Here is a 17,707-nt window from a genome sequence, read left to right as displayed (position 1 = left end):
TGCTAAAAGAAACTAAATAATTACTGGCGGAGGGGGAGGACAATCAAGGGGCTTTTTAAAGTTGAATCCTTTTTGTTTAGAGTAAGGTATTCTGGTTATCCAATAATATTTCTCTTTTCTGCCAATTTTTTTAGATATGCTTTTGAAACAATATAATTCTCCGTGCTCCTTTTCATCTTGTTTGTACCACCATATAGGAACTTTTGCCTGATTTTCCACAATTAAATTGCGATCATCTTCAGCATAATATTCCCAAGGTATGATATCGATTTTCTGGACTTCATCGCTTCGGATTTGGATTAATCTACCCTTTTCTTCGTCTCCGAAGTTTATTTCTTTAGGTGAATGACCAAAGATGCTGCAATCGTTGAAAACAATCCTTAGAGAGGTTGGTGTAATTAGTTTGTATGACGAATATACTTCATCACATATTTTTTTCAATTTGAAGTATGAACAAGGTCCATCTTCTATAACTTCGAGTGTTTTTTTAAGGAGAATTGAATCATACGGGCTTTTTTTGGGTTTGTCCTGATCAAATTCTTCGGGCAGAAAAATCTTCATTGTATACTCGAAGTCGTTTGAAATCCATGTCTGTCCTTTTCTATTAAGCCTGCCACCGCGCTGTCCCAGAGCATCTCCAGGCGCAAGCTCTGTATACATTATATCGCATGAAATATCAAGACTTATTTCAATAACCTGTGTGGCAACAAGTATAAATGGTCTTAATTTTTCTTTATTTAATCGCTCTAAAATGTCTCTTTCTTTATCTGCACGGTCTTTATAAGTAAACTGAGAATGATGAAGGATTATCCTTTCATGCTCTTCAGACTGGAGCAAATGGGTTATTAATACATCATAAATAGATTTACTTCTTTCAATAGTATTCAGTATGATGAACTGTACCAAACCTTTATGATAATTTTCAATAATCTCATCAATAATTTCTTTGTTTAATGCCTCTTTTGTTACTAACTTTTTCTTTGATATGTCGAGTTTGAAAGGTTCAAAAAACAATCCATCACTGTCGGTATATGGTCCCATATATTCTGAGTTTATTTGTTTTACTTCCTTTACAAAGAAATCAGGTAAAGTACCTGACATTAGTAGATTTGGTATTTTCATTTCTTTTAAAATCTGGAATAAGGTTGCAAGATGATCTAAGGTAGATTTATTGTGGTCATCGAGGTTCTTTTCATAATAATGCACCTCATCGAATACTATAACCGCATTCTGGAGATTACCTAAAGTGAAATCCGCCTGTGAGAATCCATGAACGAAAGAATAAATCAAATGGTCAATCGTTGTAACAGTAATCGGTTTAAAGAATACGTTACCTTTGAAATTTTCTCCTCTGACTTCATCTAAATCTTCGGTAGTTAAGTCTTCATTATCTTCTTTTTCTCTCTCTTTTTCCCCTTTTAACTTTATGAAGCTCTTTCCATGAAATAACCCAACATACTTTTTTCCAGACTCAATTTTTTCTTTTTTTATCTCCCCTTCACCGAATAATTCACAAAATCTTTCCCACATTGCATTGCTTGTAATCTGTGTCGGCATGGCAAAAACAATTTTATTCCTTTGGTATTTTCTCATAGCTTTTAAAGCCCAGATAAGAGCAGTCTCAGTTTTTCCCCTTCCACATGGAGCAAAAAGTAAACTATAAAATGGAACCTCTCCGCAGAGTTTTTCTGGCTCATCCTTCTGATAATCGTAGGGTATGTTTTTACCCAGAACCTTCTCATATAGATTATCAACATACAGTCGTGGAACATATTTAATCGGTTCTTCCATAATAGAATCAAATTCACTATCGCTACCGCTATATCCACTTATAAATTCTGAAAACTCGGCGCTTGAATAATCATCACATGTTTCAAGGATGGAGAATATATAACAGAAAATCGATTTCAACCTCTTTTTCTCTTCAAATGAAGAAGTCTCTCTTATCAAGTTATTGCGAGAATCTCTCAATACTCCCCAGAATTTTCTCGCTTCTGGTAATGATTTAATGTTCAATCCTTCGAATAAAAACCACTTATCAAAACCAAGTTCAATATAGATATCCTTTGAATATTCAACAAATGTGCTTATGTCCTTTTCAAGAAATGCCGGGTTATTAAATCCCTCATCTCCTGCATACAACTGTGAATATAGTTGTGTGTGATGTCCCAATATTGCTGCTTTTTCAATGGGCACGTCAAGAAAACTTGGAAAATCAATCTCGTTTAAAATAAACTGCCCATAAAAAGCATGTGGATATTTCTGAGAAGACCTTCCGTTCCTGATGTTTTCTTGGAATTGCTTTGTCAATTTTCCAATATCGTGAAGATAAACTGTGATAAAGAGGCTTTTTAAGAAGGATTCCTTATTCAACTGCCATCGGTCACAGAATTGTGTGATTATTTCTGAATTATTTTCAATGTATGCCTTGAGGATTTTAAGAGCATCAGTAGTATGGCCCTTTAAAGTTTGAAAGTATTTTGGGGTTTGTAATGGATAGGCTTTCGCGATCATTGTCACCTAAACATCCGTTGACACAGCATCTAAAAAATCAATGCATTTAACCAAAAGTTTAAACTGCGCATTTATGAAATCTATAGGTGATTTTTTAACTGTTGGAGATGAAAACAAATATTCATAACCTAATTTTGCTTTTTCAGAAAATTCCTTAACAGCATCTTCACCCCATTGTTCGGGGTCATGAGAATAATAGTAATTTCGTAGATTTCCAATTATTTTCCAAAACTCATGCGAAAGACATTTTTCATTAATTTTATATGTATTGTTGTTTTTCTTGCAACTGTCTCTGAAAAGAAGACATAAATCCGAAACTAAACTCCTAAATTCATCTTCATTTTGAGATAATTTACCTTTCCACTTAGAGGTTATTCTTAATTGTTTTGATGTTGGAGTAAAAACAATCTTTTTTTCATTAATACTCACGAGTTTTTCGATAATTTCGTCCCAATACTCGATTTCCTTCTTCTGATATATAGGTAATAAATACTGTAATACTTCTATAGTTCGGAGTTCCTTAGTTTCAATGAAAAAAATACTTTGTTTAAATTCTTTAAATCCAATACTAATTAAAATATCCTTTTCTTCATTCTCTAAATTAGAGATAGTATAGAAATTGTAGGAAAGATCCCCATCACTTATTGATGATTCGCCGTCAACAGGTATATCTAATAAATTAAATAGTTTATCTATTTCTATTACCTCATCAACACTATGAGTTACACCAGCCATATATTATCCCCATCAAATCGCCAACATTTAACATCTTCACTTAAGCTCAGAGTATCGCTTTGCGGTATTGATACAGTCTTATATTCCAGTGCAAAATCTTTGCCTTTTTTGAAGAATTTGTAAGGTATGTTCTCTAACAGACAATTTTCATGGACACCTTCGATTACTCCATAAATTTCTTTTGCATTAACTTCTTCGATTTCCACAGGTTTTGATAGTTCAATATCTGCAAGATCATCCGAAGCTCCAATATACAAGGATCTAGCTGGCTGGAATAGCGCATTGTAAATACGATTTATTTTATCATCCTCTCCTGCTATGTATATCTCATAGGATGGCGATACCAGAAATTCTTTGAACATTGGTGACGATGGAAAAATTTTCTGATGCGTTTCACCAGTACCCTTTAGCTTCAGCATTTTTGCCATTTCCCTTGATCTATCTGAAAAGTTGAGCGGTTTTATTCCTATTCTCACCCAATCCTGAACTGAGTAGTCGTCTCTTTTCAAACCTGAAGCATTCGCTATCAATCCCCGGATAGTAGTATAAGGGGGGATCGAATAACTTATTATAAGGCTCGTTGAAGTAGGCTTTCTAAAAGTGGTGAAATACAGTCCTTCGAGTCTGAACTTCAAACCAAGCATCATTCCACCAGATTTATCGCCTCATTAATCACTTCGCTTGGAGTTTTTACCTTGATACCTTTTGCCTCAACTGCTTTTTTCACTTCAGCCTCGTTTTTAACTATGCCAGAAACCATGCCGAATAGTATTTCATCACTGTAGTTTGAAACGTCGTCCAGTATCTCGTTCAACCGCTGGATATTCAGTTCTCTTCCGTTATTAAGTTCAAAAAGTTTCTGTAGTCTATGCGAATATCTGTTTTGTAACGAAATAGCAATTATGTCTGGTGAAAAATCTGTTAAAAGCCGTGCCTGCTTTGAATAATCGGCGATATATCTAATGGCTTCGAGGGTTTTCTTTACTCGCTTCTTTTTCTCAGAAGTATCCACAAAATTTTCTATAGATACGGTTCTTTTACCTTCGTCTACCTTTTCATCGCCGCCAACGCGCACCATATCAATAGAAATCCCTCCTTTGTAGATATTTGTGCCTATCTCAACGTTAACAATATCGCCCTCCATCTTTTTGCCTTCAGAAACTCTATGCCGCCTTGTAAGAAAATCCGTTCCACCACTTGCTGCATTCTCATCAAATGGTAGCAACCCTATTGCTGGCGAAACTTTTACTGGAGAAATCCTTGTTTTAGCACCTTTTCCTTTTTCGGTTGTCATAAACCCAAAAAGATCACACATTATGCATTTCCTTATTTCTCCACATGTTTCCCCTTGACCATCAGAGATGCACATGTACTCTTTATCCTCTAAGCTCCGTCTCATCGATTCTTTGAGATAAAATCTCATCGCTTGCCCGCTTACATATGGGTATTCGATACCATCTTTTTTATATTTCTTAACATCTATTAAGTTGCTCTCGCCTTCGCCGGCATTGAGATTCGTCAAATCCGTTTCTGAAAGCCACACAACATTTAATCCTTTAAGTTCACTCATTTACCACACCTTCCTTTTTTTCCCCGATATAGTCTAATCTAGAAAATTCGACGCAGGAGAAGATCACCAAAGTATTTTTTAGATCCTCAATGAACTTGCTATCAGATTCATGTCTCTCTAATAGTAAAACAATGTCCTCAAGAGCGGGGGGATAAATAAATCCCCTGAATTTATCTTTTTCTTCCACTTTTAATCCCGCTATTCTCCGACTAATCTGTCGCAGTGCATCCAATAAAGCATTTTTATCTTTCGCCTTATCCAACTTATATAAAAGATTTCGATGATTTTTCGAAGCCGCTGCAATTGTTCTACCAGCGGACTTAATAATTTTTAAATTCTCTTCATCTAGTCCCATACCTTTTAATCTCCATATATATATTAAATATTCCAAATTCAGTCTGGTATCATTAGAATAGCCTACATGGCCACCCTTCCTTGGAAGAAGGTTTTTTGCAAAAGAACGAAAATCGTCTCTCAGTATAGATTCTGAGAGATTCTCTCTAATCTCTCCTGTTAAGTCCCAGTCTACTGGAGCGCCTTTCGTATTATCATAGAAGAAAAAAATCTCGGTGATTATCCCTTTGTAGATGCTTATCTTATCTTCAGAGAGTTCTTTGATAATTAGCAAAATTGATTCTGTAAGATCGATAACATTGAGCTTGATATTTTTAACCGCGCCGAATGGCACTTCCATCATTGCCCATGATTTTCCAATTACCTCTTTCTTGTCAACACCAAAGAAGAATTTCTCATAGAAGCAAAGCAAAGTGCTAAAAGAACCTGATGGATTTTCTGTTTCTTCACTGCCTTCTTTAACCCGTATGTTGCGATATCGCGAACTTTTATTTAGAAGTGAACGATACGAATCTTTGAATTTTGCCAGCCCCTCTAGGCTGTTAAACCGGGGTAAAAACAATGTGGACTTTTCACCAGGGACTGTGCGATAAATTATTCCATCATCTAACCACTCGGAGATTCCTGTTAGATAACAGGTAGGGCAGAGATCCTCAAAGTATTCTTTAAATGAGTAAACCTCACCGTCCTTGTAACTTCTTACCCCACTAAGGCTTTTTATCTTTGTAACAAAGGGATAGGCAGCTTGCTGAAGTTTTTTCATAGGCTTGAAGAATTGTCTTCCGCAGATGATGCAGTTGCGCGTCCCTTCTTTTGAAATCAAGTCAAATATTTCTTTAATAGTTTCGGCAGTGCTTTTTTCATTGTATAATTCTTCCTTAAACGCTACTTTTCCACTGACCTTTGCCCCTTCTTGGATAAGGATATAATCCTTCTTTACCTCTTTCTTTTCACCTAAATTCTTGTCCTCGTTTATCGCAATAAGATTTGATCTTCTGTTTTTCACCGCAATACCAACAGATTCTTTGAATTTATCGAAATCTGTCACAGTTATTATCAGAGAATTGTTGTCAATCTTTACACTGAAACTACTATTCTGTGTCTCTCTCAATATTCTATAGAGCGTCTCAACCGCATTATCCATCCACACGTCATTGAGTATAGGCAGTTTTATCTCCATCACTTCCTCCCTTCCCTCCTCCCCATCCCCCTCTTCGCCTCCCCTATCGCCTCCTCCATGAACGGCGGCGCCCTGGCCGTGCCAGGCAAAAAGCCATGAGAATCAAGATACAGTATCGCTCCGGTGCAATCCATCCGTGCACCAGAGTTAGAGCAGGCCACCGCTGTCATATACCGTTCATCCTCCTTCTGTTCTATCAGATCATTATGCTGATCATGAGATAGTAGATTCTAACGTTAATTAAACTATTTATCTCTGTTGCTCCCCCTGGAAATCATCTATAGTTAAGTGCTTAAATAACAGTAAGTAAAGAACCGCAGATAAACGCCGATGAACGCAGATAAATGTTTGATAATTTTTGTATATTGACTGCTGCCCGGGGATGAGGATTAATCTGTGCTCGTCTGTAGTTGCATAATCCTGAGGTTGTCCATCAAGCCCATAGCAACCTCTTTTTAAATATCCGATGGTTCCTCCTATCGGCGTCATGCTCGCCGTGACGCATGGACACGTATCAAGGGTTGCGCCCCTTGAGGACGCACACACGTATTGCGAAGCAATACGTGGATACGTAATCGACTGGCGTAACAGTCGACGTGGATGCGCCCTACCGAGGCGCGACTCGGTGCGTTTATCCGCGTTCATCTGCGGTTTATAATTTCCTGAAAGCATCATGGGAAAGAGTTACTGAGACATTGAATAATGCTTAAACTAATGCAAAAGTTATAAGGATTTGGCGGATGGTCCCAGGTCATGCGTAAACTATATATTTTTGTTCGTTCAAATACGAACTAATAGCAAGCAAAAGCAGCTAACTGTAAAATATTAACAACCGTATGAAGATATTGCCTCACCCTCAGATGCATGAGAGCGGATAATGGGCATGGATCATGCAATCTACAGGACTATGGACCCGCGCGCCAGGATACTCCATGGTATCTCAGAGGAACTGGCAGAAAGGACTGGAAATAGGAAATGGTTTGATTTATCTGAGATCTCAGGGCTGTGTACGCATATATATATACGTACCTATAGAGGAACAGAAATAGAACACGGTGAGAGATAATATGAATGGCAAGGTAAATACAGGCAGTAATGGGTCATCTGAAAATAAGAAAAACAAGGACCCTGTGCACCTCTTCTCAAGCTGGTGTAAAAAATGCGGAATCTGCATCGCAATCTGTCCAAAGAAGGTACTTGAGCGTGGTCCTGAGGGCTACCCGTACGCAGCCCGCCCGGAGGACTGCATCCTGTGCGGGATGTGCGATATACACTGTCCGGATTATGCCATAACCCTGAGGAAAAAAGATAAAGATAAAGACAAAGATGAGGAGGCAGAACATGAAGAAGCGAAATGATGTCCTGCTCCAGGGCAATGAAGCCTGCGCACTTGGTGCCCTGGCCGCAGGCATGAGGTTCTATGCAGGATATCCAATCACGCCAAGCACAGAGATCGCTGAACTGCTCTCTATTGAACTGCCGAAGGTCGGCGGGATATTCATCCAGATGGAGGATGAGATCGCCAGCATAGCAGCCATAATAGGTGCAAGCCTGGCAGGGGCGAAGTCAATGACAGCTACAAGCGGGCCTGGTTTCTCGCTGATGCAGGAAAACCTGGGATTTGCCGCTATGGCAGAGGTTCCCTGCGTTGTGGTCAACGTTATGAGAGGAGGCCCAAGCACAGGGATGCCCACAAGGGCAAGCCAGGGGGATGTAATGCAGAGCAGATGGGGCACACACGGGGATCATCCCGCCATCGTATTATCCCCTGGCTCAGTGCTTGAATGTTATACCCTGACAGTTCATGCCTTCAACCTCTCAGAGAAATACCGTACACCTGTGATAGTGCTCATGGACGGTATCATGGGGCATATGTCGGAGAACATCAAGATCCCTGAGAAACTGGAGATCATTAACAGACCAAAACCAACTGTACCCCCTATATGGTACCGTCCGTATGATGATATCCCTGGCGGCGAGATCGTCCCTCTTGTTCCATTCGGCGAAGGGTACAGGTACCATGTGACAGGGCTTGTGCACGATGCACTGGGTTTTCCAACACTTGTCCCTGATGAGGTAAACGCATGTCTTAAGAAGATCATCTACAAGATCAAGAACAACCTGCATGATATCATCAGGATAGAGAAATACCTGCTGGATGATGCCGATATATGCATAGTCGCATATGGCAGTGTGGCAAGATCAGCCAGGGAGGCAGTGAACATGGCAAGGCAGGAGGGTATCAAAGCAGGAATGCTAAGACCGATAACACTGTGGCCTTTTCCCCGCTTCAATCTTGAGGACATCGGCAGGAAGGTGAAGGTGTTCGTGGTACCTGAGATGAACTACGGTCAGGTGTACGGCGAAGTGCTCAAGGCCTGCCATAAAAAGGTTGTGCGTGTCACCAGGGTTGATGGTGAGCTCATAACACCGGATGAGATTATGAAAAAGATAAAAGAGGTCACGATATGATGCGGACTTCAGAGACAGTATATAAATACCTGCGGCCGAACAAGAAATTTCCCCATGTATGGTGCCCTGGCTGCGGTATAGGTATAGTGATGGGCGCACTGGTAAGGGCTATTGATAAGAAAGGGCTTTCCAAGGATGATATCGTACTTGTCAGCGGTATCGGCTGCTCTGGCAGGATGAGTACATACCTTGACTTTAATACACTTCACACTACACACGGGCGGGCGCTGGCGTTCGCCGCAGGCATAAAACTTGCCAGGCCAGAGCTTACCGTTATAGTGGTCATGGGAGACGGCGATGCAACAGCCATAGGTGGCAACCACCTGATACATGCATGCCGCAGGAATATAGATATTACCGCACTTATCATCAACAATAACATATACGGCATGACAGGCGGCCAGTACTCTCCCACTACCCCTATGGATAAAAAGGCAAGTACGGCTCAGTACGGGAATATAGAGAAGCCGTTTGATATCTGCAAGCTGGTGGAGGCATGCGGTGCATCTTTCGTAGCAAGGGGCACGACATACCGCGCCAATATGCTTGACCCTCTAATAGAGAAGGCGATTAGCAGGAGAGGTTTCAGTGTTGTTGAGGCCATGGCCCAGTGCCCTGTCCAGTACGGAAGACGCAACATACAGGGGGGTCCTGTGGATATGCTGCAGTGGTACAGGGACCATGCTGTTCCAGTTGCAGCGTTCAAAGAGATACCGCCCGGTGAGGCTGGTGAGCGTTTTCCCATCGGTGTGATGGTAGACCTGGATGAACCCGGATATATAGATCGATATAAAGAGATCATCAAAAAGGCAGGCGGTGAGGTATAGTGAGATTTAATATCAGTCTCTCTGGCTCAGGAGGCCAGGGTCTGATACTGGCCGGAGTGCTGCTGGCTCAGGCTGCTGTTAAAGATGGAAAGAACGTAACCCTGACAAGCAGCTATGGACCTGAGGCCAGAGGCGGTGCCAGCAGATCAAACCTGGTGATCGATGATGAACCAATCGATTTTCCAATGCCTGGCAGGCTGGATGTATTGCTGACAATGAATCAGGAATCGTGCGATACCTATCTGCCAGAACTGAAGGATGAAGGTATGCTGATCGTAGACTCAAGCCAGGTCATACACCGACCGCCCATGCGGCACTACAGCGTCCCTTTTACAACAATAGCTACCCAGATTGGTGCAGCGGTCACGGCCAATGTGGTAGCACTTGGAACAATCATAGAACTTATAGATATAATCAAACCGTCATGCCTTGAGAAGGCACTTGCAGAACGTATCAGGGAAGATCTGCTGCCAATAAATATAAAAGCAATGAAAAATGGGCTCAGTATGGGCCGAAAATTGAAGAAAAATATCGATAAATATTATACATGCTAAAGGCTCATGAATTCTATCGTCCGTATCTGCCCATAAGTTCGCCTTTTGCAAGTATGTGCCCTTTCATTGCATTCTCAAGATCTGCCCTGGATATTCCTGGAGGCAGGTCAAGCTTTGTGTCCAGGGCGTACACCCTGAAATAATACCTGTGCGGTTTGCCAGGTGGAGGGCATGGTCCACCGTATCCTATCTTCCTGAAGTCCGTAGTTCCCTGCCGGCTTCCATCACTCAACGTCTTGTTTTTTGGTACTGCTTCAGGCAGTCCTTGCGTTTCTGGCGGAACACCATAGAGCACCCAGTGAACGAACGTTCCGCGCGGGGCATCAGGATCGTCCATGATCAACGCAATGCTCTTCGTACCTGCTGGTATTCCGCTCCATGTCAGCGAGGGTGATATATTCCTGTCATCACAGGTGTATTCAGCAGGTATGGTCTCCCCTTCCCCAAACTCCTCTGATGTGATTGATATGTTATCCATGTTATCCCAGGAACTTTTTGTTACATATTGTAGTTATAGTTTTCGAGCCAGGGTAGCGCTAAGAGAAAGGTTTTTAAAGCAATACCGATATGACAATCTCAATATGAAAAGGTGGGAGAATATGCCAAAAGTAGTTATAGTATATCTCAGTACATCAGGTAATACAAAGGCTATGGCAGATGCCATAGCAGAAGGAGTCAGGTCAAGGAATGTTGAAGCTCTGGCCGTAAATTTTCATGAAGCAGATATAGAAGATCTCAGATCTGCTGATGCCATTGCCATAGGCTCTTCGACTTTCTATTATAAGATGCTGCCTCCTATGGAGAAATTTATAGAAAACCTTGCCAGAGAAGATGTAAAAGAAAAGATAGGGGCAGCTTTCGGCTCCTATGGGTGGAGCGGTGAGGCGCCTGTGATGATCGCAGAGAAGATGCGTGAGATCGGTATGAAAGTCATTGACCCTGTACTGCGTATCCAGTACACCCCTACTGATAAAGACCTTGAGGAATGCAAACGACTGGGAAAGGATATTGCAATCAGACTAAAAGCTAAGTAGGAAAATACAGGGGCTAACCAAAATTATATCTACCATGCAGTAGAACCAACTGATAGATGAATATCCTGAAGGTGAGAGTATAGTACGGTTAGAGAGGCAGGGCGATTCGTTTGTAATGATAACAGGTACAGCAGAGCAAAAGCAGGATATTGATATGTTAATAAATGCCATATCAGAGCTTAAACGAGATTCGCCAGATAAAAATAAGATAAAAGAAGGGCTCCTGTACCTTGATAATTCCGCGGGGGTTGATATTAGATATGAGATTAAAACAGTGCTACAAAAGGCAGTGGATAGAGCGGATAAAAAAGCATGACCATTATTGATCTATGAATTCAGGGCAATATCTCATTGATGACAGAGCTGTTCCTGGTACCCTCTATAAGCATATTTGGGATACACGATGTAGCTGTTAGGGATTGGCTTAGTAGTCTTGGTGAGTCCACACTGCATAACCATCTTGAGTATCCCTTTAAACTTGGCAAGTTGTTCCCTGAGAGCTCGCAGCGTGCCCTGGTGAGCGTGGATGATGCCCATTTTGAGACTATGCGTTTGCTTGACATTATTAACCCTCAGGCAGTTTTTCTTGATATATCAGTTAGCTTTGTTGAGCTTGAGAACAAATACAATAAAAGACTTATATCACCCCTGCAGTTCTGGTCTGAGTATTATCAGATACCGGCAAGCGCCAGCAGACCCCTGGAGACCATATACTGTATTTATATGAACGAGATTCTTGATAAGAAGATAAGACTTATTGAGAGTAAAGATAACCTTCCTTTAAGTGTTGTGTTCTATGGACAGGATATTAAAACCAGGGAAGAACTCATCCCTGTGTATGAGGATGTCTTTGATAAGGATAGCGAATTCACATTACAGACAGCAAGGGCGATTAACGAAATAGCTGCATTCAGGGAAACTCCAGGGCATATCTGGTACAGCCCGATGCATGTAAAGCAGGCAGCTATTTCATACGAGGAGACCGAGAAGTTCTATAATGAGCTCTTAATCCGGCTTGAGCGTATGCTTAAGTTCAATACCAAGGGTTATATTATCAAAAGCTTGAATGAACAGGCACTGGAATTCGTATCCTCGTATGAGAGGTTTCTGGATTATAAGATAAAAGAAGATAGAATGAAACTCTCAAACATCATTGAAGGCTTACATATGCTGACCACGCAATCAGATTATTCAGATATTGTGATATTCTGCGGGCCTATGCACTACTCTGCCTTTTTGAATGCCTTTAAAAAAGAAGAGGCATCTCTTCAGGGTATTACAATAGGAGATATCGATATCACTCCATTGCTTGATAAAATAAAGCCGTTTGCCCAGAAGAACAGGATAATGCAGAACAACTATGATGTTGCTTTAAAGATCCTTGGACGGGAAAAGCCAGAGAGATACAATAATCCAAACGCTGTTCTTATTCCTGCATGAGGTATTCAACATTCGACTTTGCAGCCCGGTAATATCTCATTAGCTCATGAACCTGCCGGGGAAGTTCTGTGGAGACAGGAAGTCCAAGAGCCCGGGCATATTTTGCCGAGATGGGCTGGCTATGTATCATCTCGCCACCTATCAATTTCTCAACAACCTGTTTTTGTTTCTCCTTATCAGCGAATTTGCCATCGAGCAGCTCATTTGCTGCTGTTCTCATGAAATTCAATGCTTTCTCAGAGATATCACCAATAACAAGAGTTGCATCATCAGCTTCAAGCCCTTTTTTTGCTGCCACATGCAGCCATGAGGGTGCTGGAAAAACACCCCTCAGGAAGTCACCTATCTGCGGGTCTATGGGTCCAAGGGATGCATCTTTGTCCATTATGATCTCATCTGCTGCAAGAGCTATGATTGTACCGCCAGACATGGAATAATGCGGAATGAAAACACGTGTTTTAGCATTATGGTCTTTTAATGCCCTCGCTATCTGTATAGAGGCATGGAGCTGGCCCCCTGGTGTATGAAGGATAAGGTCAACCGGTTTATCCCCGGCGCTTCGGATTCCTCTCAGGATCTCCTCAGCATCCTCTACATCTATATACTGGTACACAGGTACGCCAAACATGGAGATAGCCTCCTTTCGGTGTATCATAGTGAGAACCTTTGTGCCCCATCCCTCCTCCATTTCTCCGATCTTCCTGAGCCTCTTTCTTCGCGCTGACGCAATCTGGAACTGAGGGTACATCAGCACATATAAGAAGATAATTATACCTAAAATAATCAAAATGTCTGTTGTATTCAGGTCAACCATATATTAACCATAGTTCTCCTGATTAATAAGTATAGCTTATATAAATTCCCCATATTATGAGAATAGCAGTGCCGAGTATTATAAAATATGTGAACGTCCTCTTTATTAATCCCGAAAGCTCAGAAGGGCCTGCCCATTTTACGAGCAATATCTTACTCCCTGTGCTTACAATACTTGCCATGACTGCGGTCAAAGCTGCTGTGCTGTGGGGAACTAGATCACTCACTGCAAGTGTTGTAGCCGATGCAGTTACCACAGCGCTGCTGATTAAACCTCCAAGTGCTGTGGCATAGACACCTGCAGCACCGGCCCACATGTTAGCGAATGTTGAGATTATGGATAATGCTGCAAAACCAAAGGCGAATTTTATTGCAGAAGATAGCGCAAATGGCGACTCAAGTTTTATGGTCTCGCTCACAGGCGTGTTATTTTCTGATCTTATTACAGCAGCTATGGCAAAGGATGTAATGATCAGTTGAGGAGGTGCCATCAATAACAGCACCCTGCCGCTTGGATCCACTATAAATGCTATGAGCAGATTTCTAATCAGCATAGCAGCATTGGATAGTATAATCCCGATATAGCCCGATGTTACCAGTTCATTTCTTTTCTTGACCATGCCTGCAACTGCGCCGGTAGTTGCTTCACTGTTCACGAGCCCACCCAGCATACCTGAGAGGGGAAGCCCGTAGCTCGCCCCCATCTGTTTCATTATAATAAAACTGATGAAACTGATGGTCGCCACTATTATCACAACCCTGAGGATCCATCTTGGATTAATGACCCCCATGAATAGCTCATCCGGAGTTATCGGGTACAGTATGAAAACAACAGCCAGAAATCGGACTGCGCTCTGGATCTCATCGTCCGCCAGGTTTGTGGCGAATGAATGAAGCGGGCGTTTTTCAGCAAGCAGAAGGGTCATAATGACTGCTATCGCTATTGCGATGAGATAAAATTCATAGGCTATAAAAATACCCAGCAGGTATGTACAGAAAAGCGCGATCGGGCCTGTTATACCTGGCTGTTTCAGTATCGCATTTTTTACATATGCGTATATTGCTGATATAATAGCAAAGAATACAAGTGTTATCAATATGATCCCTGTATGGACGGTCTGTGCCAGATACGATGAGATCATTCCTGCTATGCTGGCCATGGTAAATGTACGAACCCCCGCGATCAGTTCTATTCCTTCAGGACGTCTGTGCTCTCTTTCGATGCCGATAAGAATACCTATAAGCGTAGCCAGAGCTAGTTTTTGAAAGAATTCTATCGTCACGTCCATATTGCTTAGAAATTGTGGTACCGGGTCAGTCATTGATAGGAGTTGTTAATAATTTTATTTTTATATATTATAATCATAGTATTTCTGTATATTTTATGGAAAGTTTTGCGGCCTACTATAGAGGTAGTGTCAATCGTCTATAATTAGATTAATGTATGAGGGCTTCAACTTATACCTGTATGGGTTGAAGAAATCTCATTCAGTTGAAAAGCTATATGGGATTAACAGATGGTCTCTCAGGATATAGAATCTATAAAAACGCATCACTTCACCCCTCAGGAAAAAACGTCTGAGGCATACCAGGTCTGAGATGCAGGGCATGGTAATCATTTCATTCACCTTACCGGTATCGTGAAATAGAACGTCGAACCTCTGCCTACCTCGGATTCAGCCCATATCTTCCCACCGTGGCGCTCCACGATCTTCTTGCAGATCGCAAGGCCTATGCCTGTGCCGTGGTATTCGGTTGCGGCGTATTCGCGCTGGAATAACTGGAAAAGCCGTCCAATGAACTGCGGGGCTATGCCTATCCCGTTATCCTGAACAGAGAAGATCCATTCGCTTCCTTTCTTTTCGGCCGAGATATGAATACGCGGCGGCTCCTCTTTTCTGAACTTGATGCCATTGCTGATCAGGTTCTGGAATAACTGAACCATCTGAGAGGCATCGACCATAACAGCGGGCAGGGGATCGTGCGTCACTGCTGCGCCATTTTTCTCAATAGCCGTCATAATGTTGGTTACTGCCTGATTAAAAACATCCTCCATGCTGATAAGCTCAAACGGCCTGCCGCGCGTGCCGACTCTTGAATACATGAGCAGATCCTCGATCATTCTCTGCATTCTGTTTGCCCCGTCCACGATGTATGCGATGAACTCATCAGCACTCTTATCAAGCCTGCCCCTGTAGCGCCGTTCAAGAAGTTTCGTAAAGCCTGATATCATGCGAAGCGGCTCCTGGAGGTCATGGGATGCCACGTATGCGAACTGCTCTAACTCTGCGTTTGAGCGCTTAAGTTCCTTCTCAGCCCTCTTTCGCTCCTGTATCTCAGCTTTCAGTGCCTCGTTGGATTTTGCCAGCTCTGCTGTGCGCTCCCGAACCCTCATCTCAAGTTCATCATGCGCCCTGCGCAGCGCCTCCTCAGCCCGCTTTCGCTCAGTGATATCGATTACTGCCGTCCTGCACTGGTTGATCTGATCTTCGATACCCTGCATTGCTATGCTTTCCAGCCTGGCATTGAATGGGTTTCCATTATTATCAACAAGTTTGATTTCGCAGGTCTGTTTTGTCCCTGTTCTTAAAACCCGCCGAAGGTGCAAATAAAACATATCCCTGCTCCCCGGGGTAACATAAAGATAGAATGGCTGTTTAATTAAAAGGCTTCTTTCCACACCTAACATACGTGCGCCTGTAAGATTTACCTCAAGGATGAGCCCGTTTATATCAAAAATAAAATAACCAGCGGGTGCAAAATCATACAGATCAGCATACCTGTTGCGCGATTCCTCAAGCTCTTTCTGCGCTCGTCTTAGCTCCTCGTTCTGCATCTCAAGTTCGATCTGGTGCACCCGCAGTTCGTGGATAATGCTCTGGATATCCTGTGCCGATAGCTCTTTTAAGTGCTCGGTTTTTCCTTGCAGTATCTCTTCTGCTCTCCTGCGCAGGTCAATTGATTTTTGTGATCTATTACTCAACGCTTATCGCTCTCGTCAACATCTTTTTTATTCTTATCTCGCATCCGGGATAGCTCTTGCTGAAGAGAGGAGTAAAGGCGTGCGTTTTCAAGGGCAAGTGAGATTGAATATGATAGCTTCTCTGTAAAGTCAATTTCGATCTTGCTAAAAGCCGGTTTTACTGAGAAATAATCAAAATATAGAATACCGATTGCATCTCCCCTTACCATGAGCGGAATGGCCAGAACTGAATATATACCATACTTTTTCATTACCCAGCGGCTGGACCTATCATCAGTATAGATATCCCTGATAACGAGTGGTTTTTTAGTTTGAGCAACATGCTCTGATACCGCCGCATCCTCTCCGGTAAAACTTACTCCTATTACCTGTTGTGATAATCCATAGGCATACTCTATTATCCAGCGGCCTTCCTTATGCAATGTTATATTGCAGGCATCACTGCCTATCGCTTTACCTGCCTCAACAACGATCCTTCGCATTATTTCATCAAAATCAAGCGTTGAGTTTATTGTAAGGTTAATGTCGTTGAGTGCTTTACTCAGCTCCCAGGCCCTCTCTCGCTCTGTGATCTCAGCCTTAAGCGCCTCGTTGGCGTGTGCCAGCTCTACCGTGCGCTCTCGAACTCTCATATCAAGTTCATCATGCGCCCTGCGCAGTGCTTCCTCAGCACGCTTTAGCTCGGTTATGTCGATTACTGCCGTCCTGCACTGGTTTATCTTACCCTCGCCATCCTGCACTGCCAGGCTTTCCAGTCTGGCATCGAATTGATTCCTGCTCTTATCAACGATTTTGAGCTCACATGTTTGCCTTGATCCGGCTCTAAAAACCTGCCGCAGATGCAGATAAAATGTATCTCTACTGCCCGGGGCAACATAAAGAGAAAATGGTACTCTTATCAGAGAGCGTCTTTCCACACCCAGTTTGCGGGCGCCGGTAAGGTTTACCGCAATGATAGTCCCGTTTGCATCAAAAGTAAAATAACCGACCGGCGCAAAATCGTACAGATCAGAGTACCTGTTGCGTGATTCCTCAATCTCCCTCTGCGCTCGTCTTAGCTCCTCGTTCTGCATCTCAAGTTCGATCTGGTGCACCCGCAGTTCGTGGATAATACTCTGGATATCCTGTGCCGATAGCTCTTTTAAGAGCTCGGTTTTTCCTTGCAGTATCTCTTCTGCTCTCCTTCGAAGATCTGCTGATCGTTCCGATTTTACGTTAGCCTCGTCCATTC

The 17,707-nt window shown here is 42.4% G+C and carries 19 protein-coding genes; 8 read left to right on the top strand and 11 right to left on the bottom strand.

Annotated features, from left to right (window positions below):
- Positions 1–12: 12 nt before the first annotated feature.
- Genes ANME2D_RS01320 through ANME2D_RS18785 form a run of 6 tightly spaced genes read right to left on the bottom strand, consistent with a single transcriptional unit; the run spans position 13 to position 6,487 of the window.
- Positions 13–2,514: a CRISPR-associated helicase/endonuclease Cas3 gene (locus ANME2D_RS01320; protein WP_048088471.1), complete on the bottom strand. Its 2,502-nt coding sequence runs from the start codon at positions 2,512–2,514 to the stop codon at positions 13–15.
- 6 nt (positions 2,515–2,520) lie between these two features.
- Positions 2,521–3,249, bottom strand: a complete 729-nt coding sequence (locus ANME2D_RS01315) for a hypothetical protein (protein ID WP_048088469.1) — start codon at positions 3,247–3,249, stop codon at positions 2,521–2,523.
- Positions 3,237–3,896 (bottom strand): CRISPR-associated protein Cas5, encoded by a 660-nt coding sequence (gene cas5 / locus ANME2D_RS01310; RefSeq protein ID WP_081810074.1) that lies wholly within the window; start codon positions 3,894–3,896, stop codon positions 3,237–3,239. The genes ANME2D_RS01315 and cas5 overlap by 13 nt, the downstream gene beginning before the upstream one ends.
- The gene (cas7i, locus tag ANME2D_RS01305) at positions 3,893–4,819 is read right to left on the bottom strand and encodes a type I-B CRISPR-associated protein Cas7/Cst2/DevR (RefSeq protein ID WP_048088466.1); all 927 of its coding nucleotides are present in this window, start codon (positions 4,817–4,819) and stop codon (positions 3,893–3,895) included. Before cas7i ends, cas5 begins: the two co-directional genes overlap by 4 nt.
- Positions 4,812–6,353 carry a hypothetical protein gene (locus tag ANME2D_RS01300; RefSeq protein WP_052368501.1) on the bottom strand — a complete coding sequence of 514 codons (1,542 nt, stop codon included), beginning with the start codon at positions 6,351–6,353 and terminating at the stop codon, positions 4,812–4,814. Before ANME2D_RS01300 ends, cas7i begins: the two co-directional genes overlap by 8 nt.
- Positions 6,353–6,487, bottom strand: a complete 135-nt coding sequence (locus ANME2D_RS18785; RefSeq protein ID WP_277812893.1) for a hypothetical protein — start codon at positions 6,485–6,487, stop codon at positions 6,353–6,355. The genes ANME2D_RS01300 and ANME2D_RS18785 overlap by 1 nt, the downstream gene beginning before the upstream one ends.
- Positions 6,488–7,230: 743 nt before the next feature.
- Between ANME2D_RS18785 and ANME2D_RS01295 the strand changes: the two genes are divergently transcribed.
- Genes ANME2D_RS01295 through ANME2D_RS01275 form a run of 5 tightly spaced genes read left to right on the top strand, consistent with a single transcriptional unit; the run spans position 7,231 to position 10,206 of the window.
- Complete coding sequence (locus ANME2D_RS01295) at positions 7,231–7,419, top strand: citrate/2-methylcitrate synthase (protein ID WP_048088465.1); 189 nt, start codon at positions 7,231–7,233, stop codon at positions 7,417–7,419.
- A 1-nt stretch (position 7,420) separates the two neighbouring features.
- Positions 7,421–7,711 carry a 4Fe-4S dicluster domain-containing protein gene (locus ANME2D_RS01290; RefSeq protein ID WP_048088463.1) on the top strand — a complete coding sequence of 97 codons (291 nt, stop codon included), beginning with the start codon at positions 7,421–7,423 and terminating at the stop codon, positions 7,709–7,711.
- Complete coding sequence (locus ANME2D_RS01285; RefSeq protein WP_048088460.1) at positions 7,695–8,825, top strand: 2-oxoacid:acceptor oxidoreductase subunit alpha; 1,131 nt, start codon at positions 7,695–7,697, stop codon at positions 8,823–8,825. The genes ANME2D_RS01290 and ANME2D_RS01285 overlap by 17 nt, the downstream gene beginning before the upstream one ends.
- On the top strand, positions 8,822–9,652 hold the full coding sequence (locus ANME2D_RS01280) for a 2-oxoacid:ferredoxin oxidoreductase subunit beta (protein WP_048088459.1): 831 nt from the start codon (positions 8,822–8,824) through the stop codon (positions 9,650–9,652). The genes ANME2D_RS01285 and ANME2D_RS01280 overlap by 4 nt, the downstream gene beginning before the upstream one ends.
- Positions 9,652–10,206, top strand: a complete 555-nt coding sequence (locus ANME2D_RS01275) for a 2-oxoacid:acceptor oxidoreductase family protein (protein ID WP_048088458.1) — start codon at positions 9,652–9,654, stop codon at positions 10,204–10,206. Before ANME2D_RS01280 ends, ANME2D_RS01275 begins: the two co-directional genes overlap by 1 nt.
- Positions 10,207–10,219: 13 nt before the next feature.
- Here the strand turns inward: ANME2D_RS01275 and ANME2D_RS01270 are convergent, their stop codons facing one another.
- Positions 10,220–10,684, bottom strand: coding sequence for a YbhB/YbcL family Raf kinase inhibitor-like protein (locus tag ANME2D_RS01270; RefSeq protein ID WP_048088457.1), 465 nt, complete (start codon positions 10,682–10,684; stop codon positions 10,220–10,222).
- A gap of 121 nt (positions 10,685–10,805) precedes the next feature.
- Here ANME2D_RS01270 and ANME2D_RS01265 point away from each other — a divergent pair, with 121 nt between their 5' ends.
- The 3 genes from ANME2D_RS01265 to ANME2D_RS01255 all read left to right on the top strand — a co-directional run bounded on the left by ANME2D_RS01265 (position 10,806) and on the right by ANME2D_RS01255 (position 12,680).
- Complete coding sequence (locus ANME2D_RS01265) at positions 10,806–11,240, top strand: flavodoxin domain-containing protein (protein WP_048088456.1); 435 nt, start codon at positions 10,806–10,808, stop codon at positions 11,238–11,240.
- 115 nt (positions 11,241–11,355) lie between these two features.
- A complete protein-coding gene (locus ANME2D_RS01260) occupies positions 11,356–11,556 on the top strand; it encodes a hypothetical protein (RefSeq protein WP_048088452.1) in 201 nt (66 codons plus the stop codon).
- A 38-nt stretch (positions 11,557–11,594) separates the two neighbouring features.
- Positions 11,595–12,680, top strand: a complete 1,086-nt coding sequence (locus tag ANME2D_RS01255) for a hypothetical protein (RefSeq protein WP_048088450.1) — start codon at positions 11,595–11,597, stop codon at positions 12,678–12,680.
- Here ANME2D_RS01255 and ANME2D_RS01250 read toward each other — a convergent pair.
- From ANME2D_RS01250 to ANME2D_RS16645, 4 genes are all read right to left on the bottom strand, one after another.
- The gene (locus tag ANME2D_RS01250; protein ID WP_048088448.1) at positions 12,667–13,494 is read right to left on the bottom strand and encodes an SDH family Clp fold serine proteinase; all 828 of its coding nucleotides are present in this window, start codon (positions 13,492–13,494) and stop codon (positions 12,667–12,669) included. The genes ANME2D_RS01255 and ANME2D_RS01250 overlap by 14 nt on opposite strands.
- A 22-nt stretch (positions 13,495–13,516) precedes the next feature.
- A complete protein-coding gene (locus ANME2D_RS01245; RefSeq protein ID WP_081810072.1) occupies positions 13,517–14,815 on the bottom strand; it encodes an MgtC/SapB family protein in 1,299 nt (432 codons plus the stop codon).
- A 302-nt stretch (positions 14,816–15,117) separates the two neighbouring features.
- A complete protein-coding gene (locus tag ANME2D_RS01240) occupies positions 15,118–16,476 on the bottom strand; it encodes a sensor histidine kinase (protein WP_198527325.1) in 1,359 nt (452 codons plus the stop codon).
- A complete protein-coding gene (locus tag ANME2D_RS16645) occupies positions 16,473–17,705 on the bottom strand; it encodes a GAF domain-containing protein (RefSeq protein ID WP_052368499.1) in 1,233 nt (410 codons plus the stop codon). Before ANME2D_RS16645 ends, ANME2D_RS01240 begins: the two co-directional genes overlap by 4 nt.
- Positions 17,706–17,707 lie beyond the last annotated feature (2 nt).

The sequence above is a fragment of the Candidatus Methanoperedens nitratireducens genome, assembly GCF_000685155.1.
Taxonomy (GTDB): domain Archaea; phylum Halobacteriota; class Methanosarcinia; order Methanosarcinales; family Methanoperedenaceae; genus Methanoperedens; species Methanoperedens nitratireducens.
Note: the sequence above shows the minus strand (reverse complement) of the source record. Positions and strands in the feature narration are given on the sequence as shown.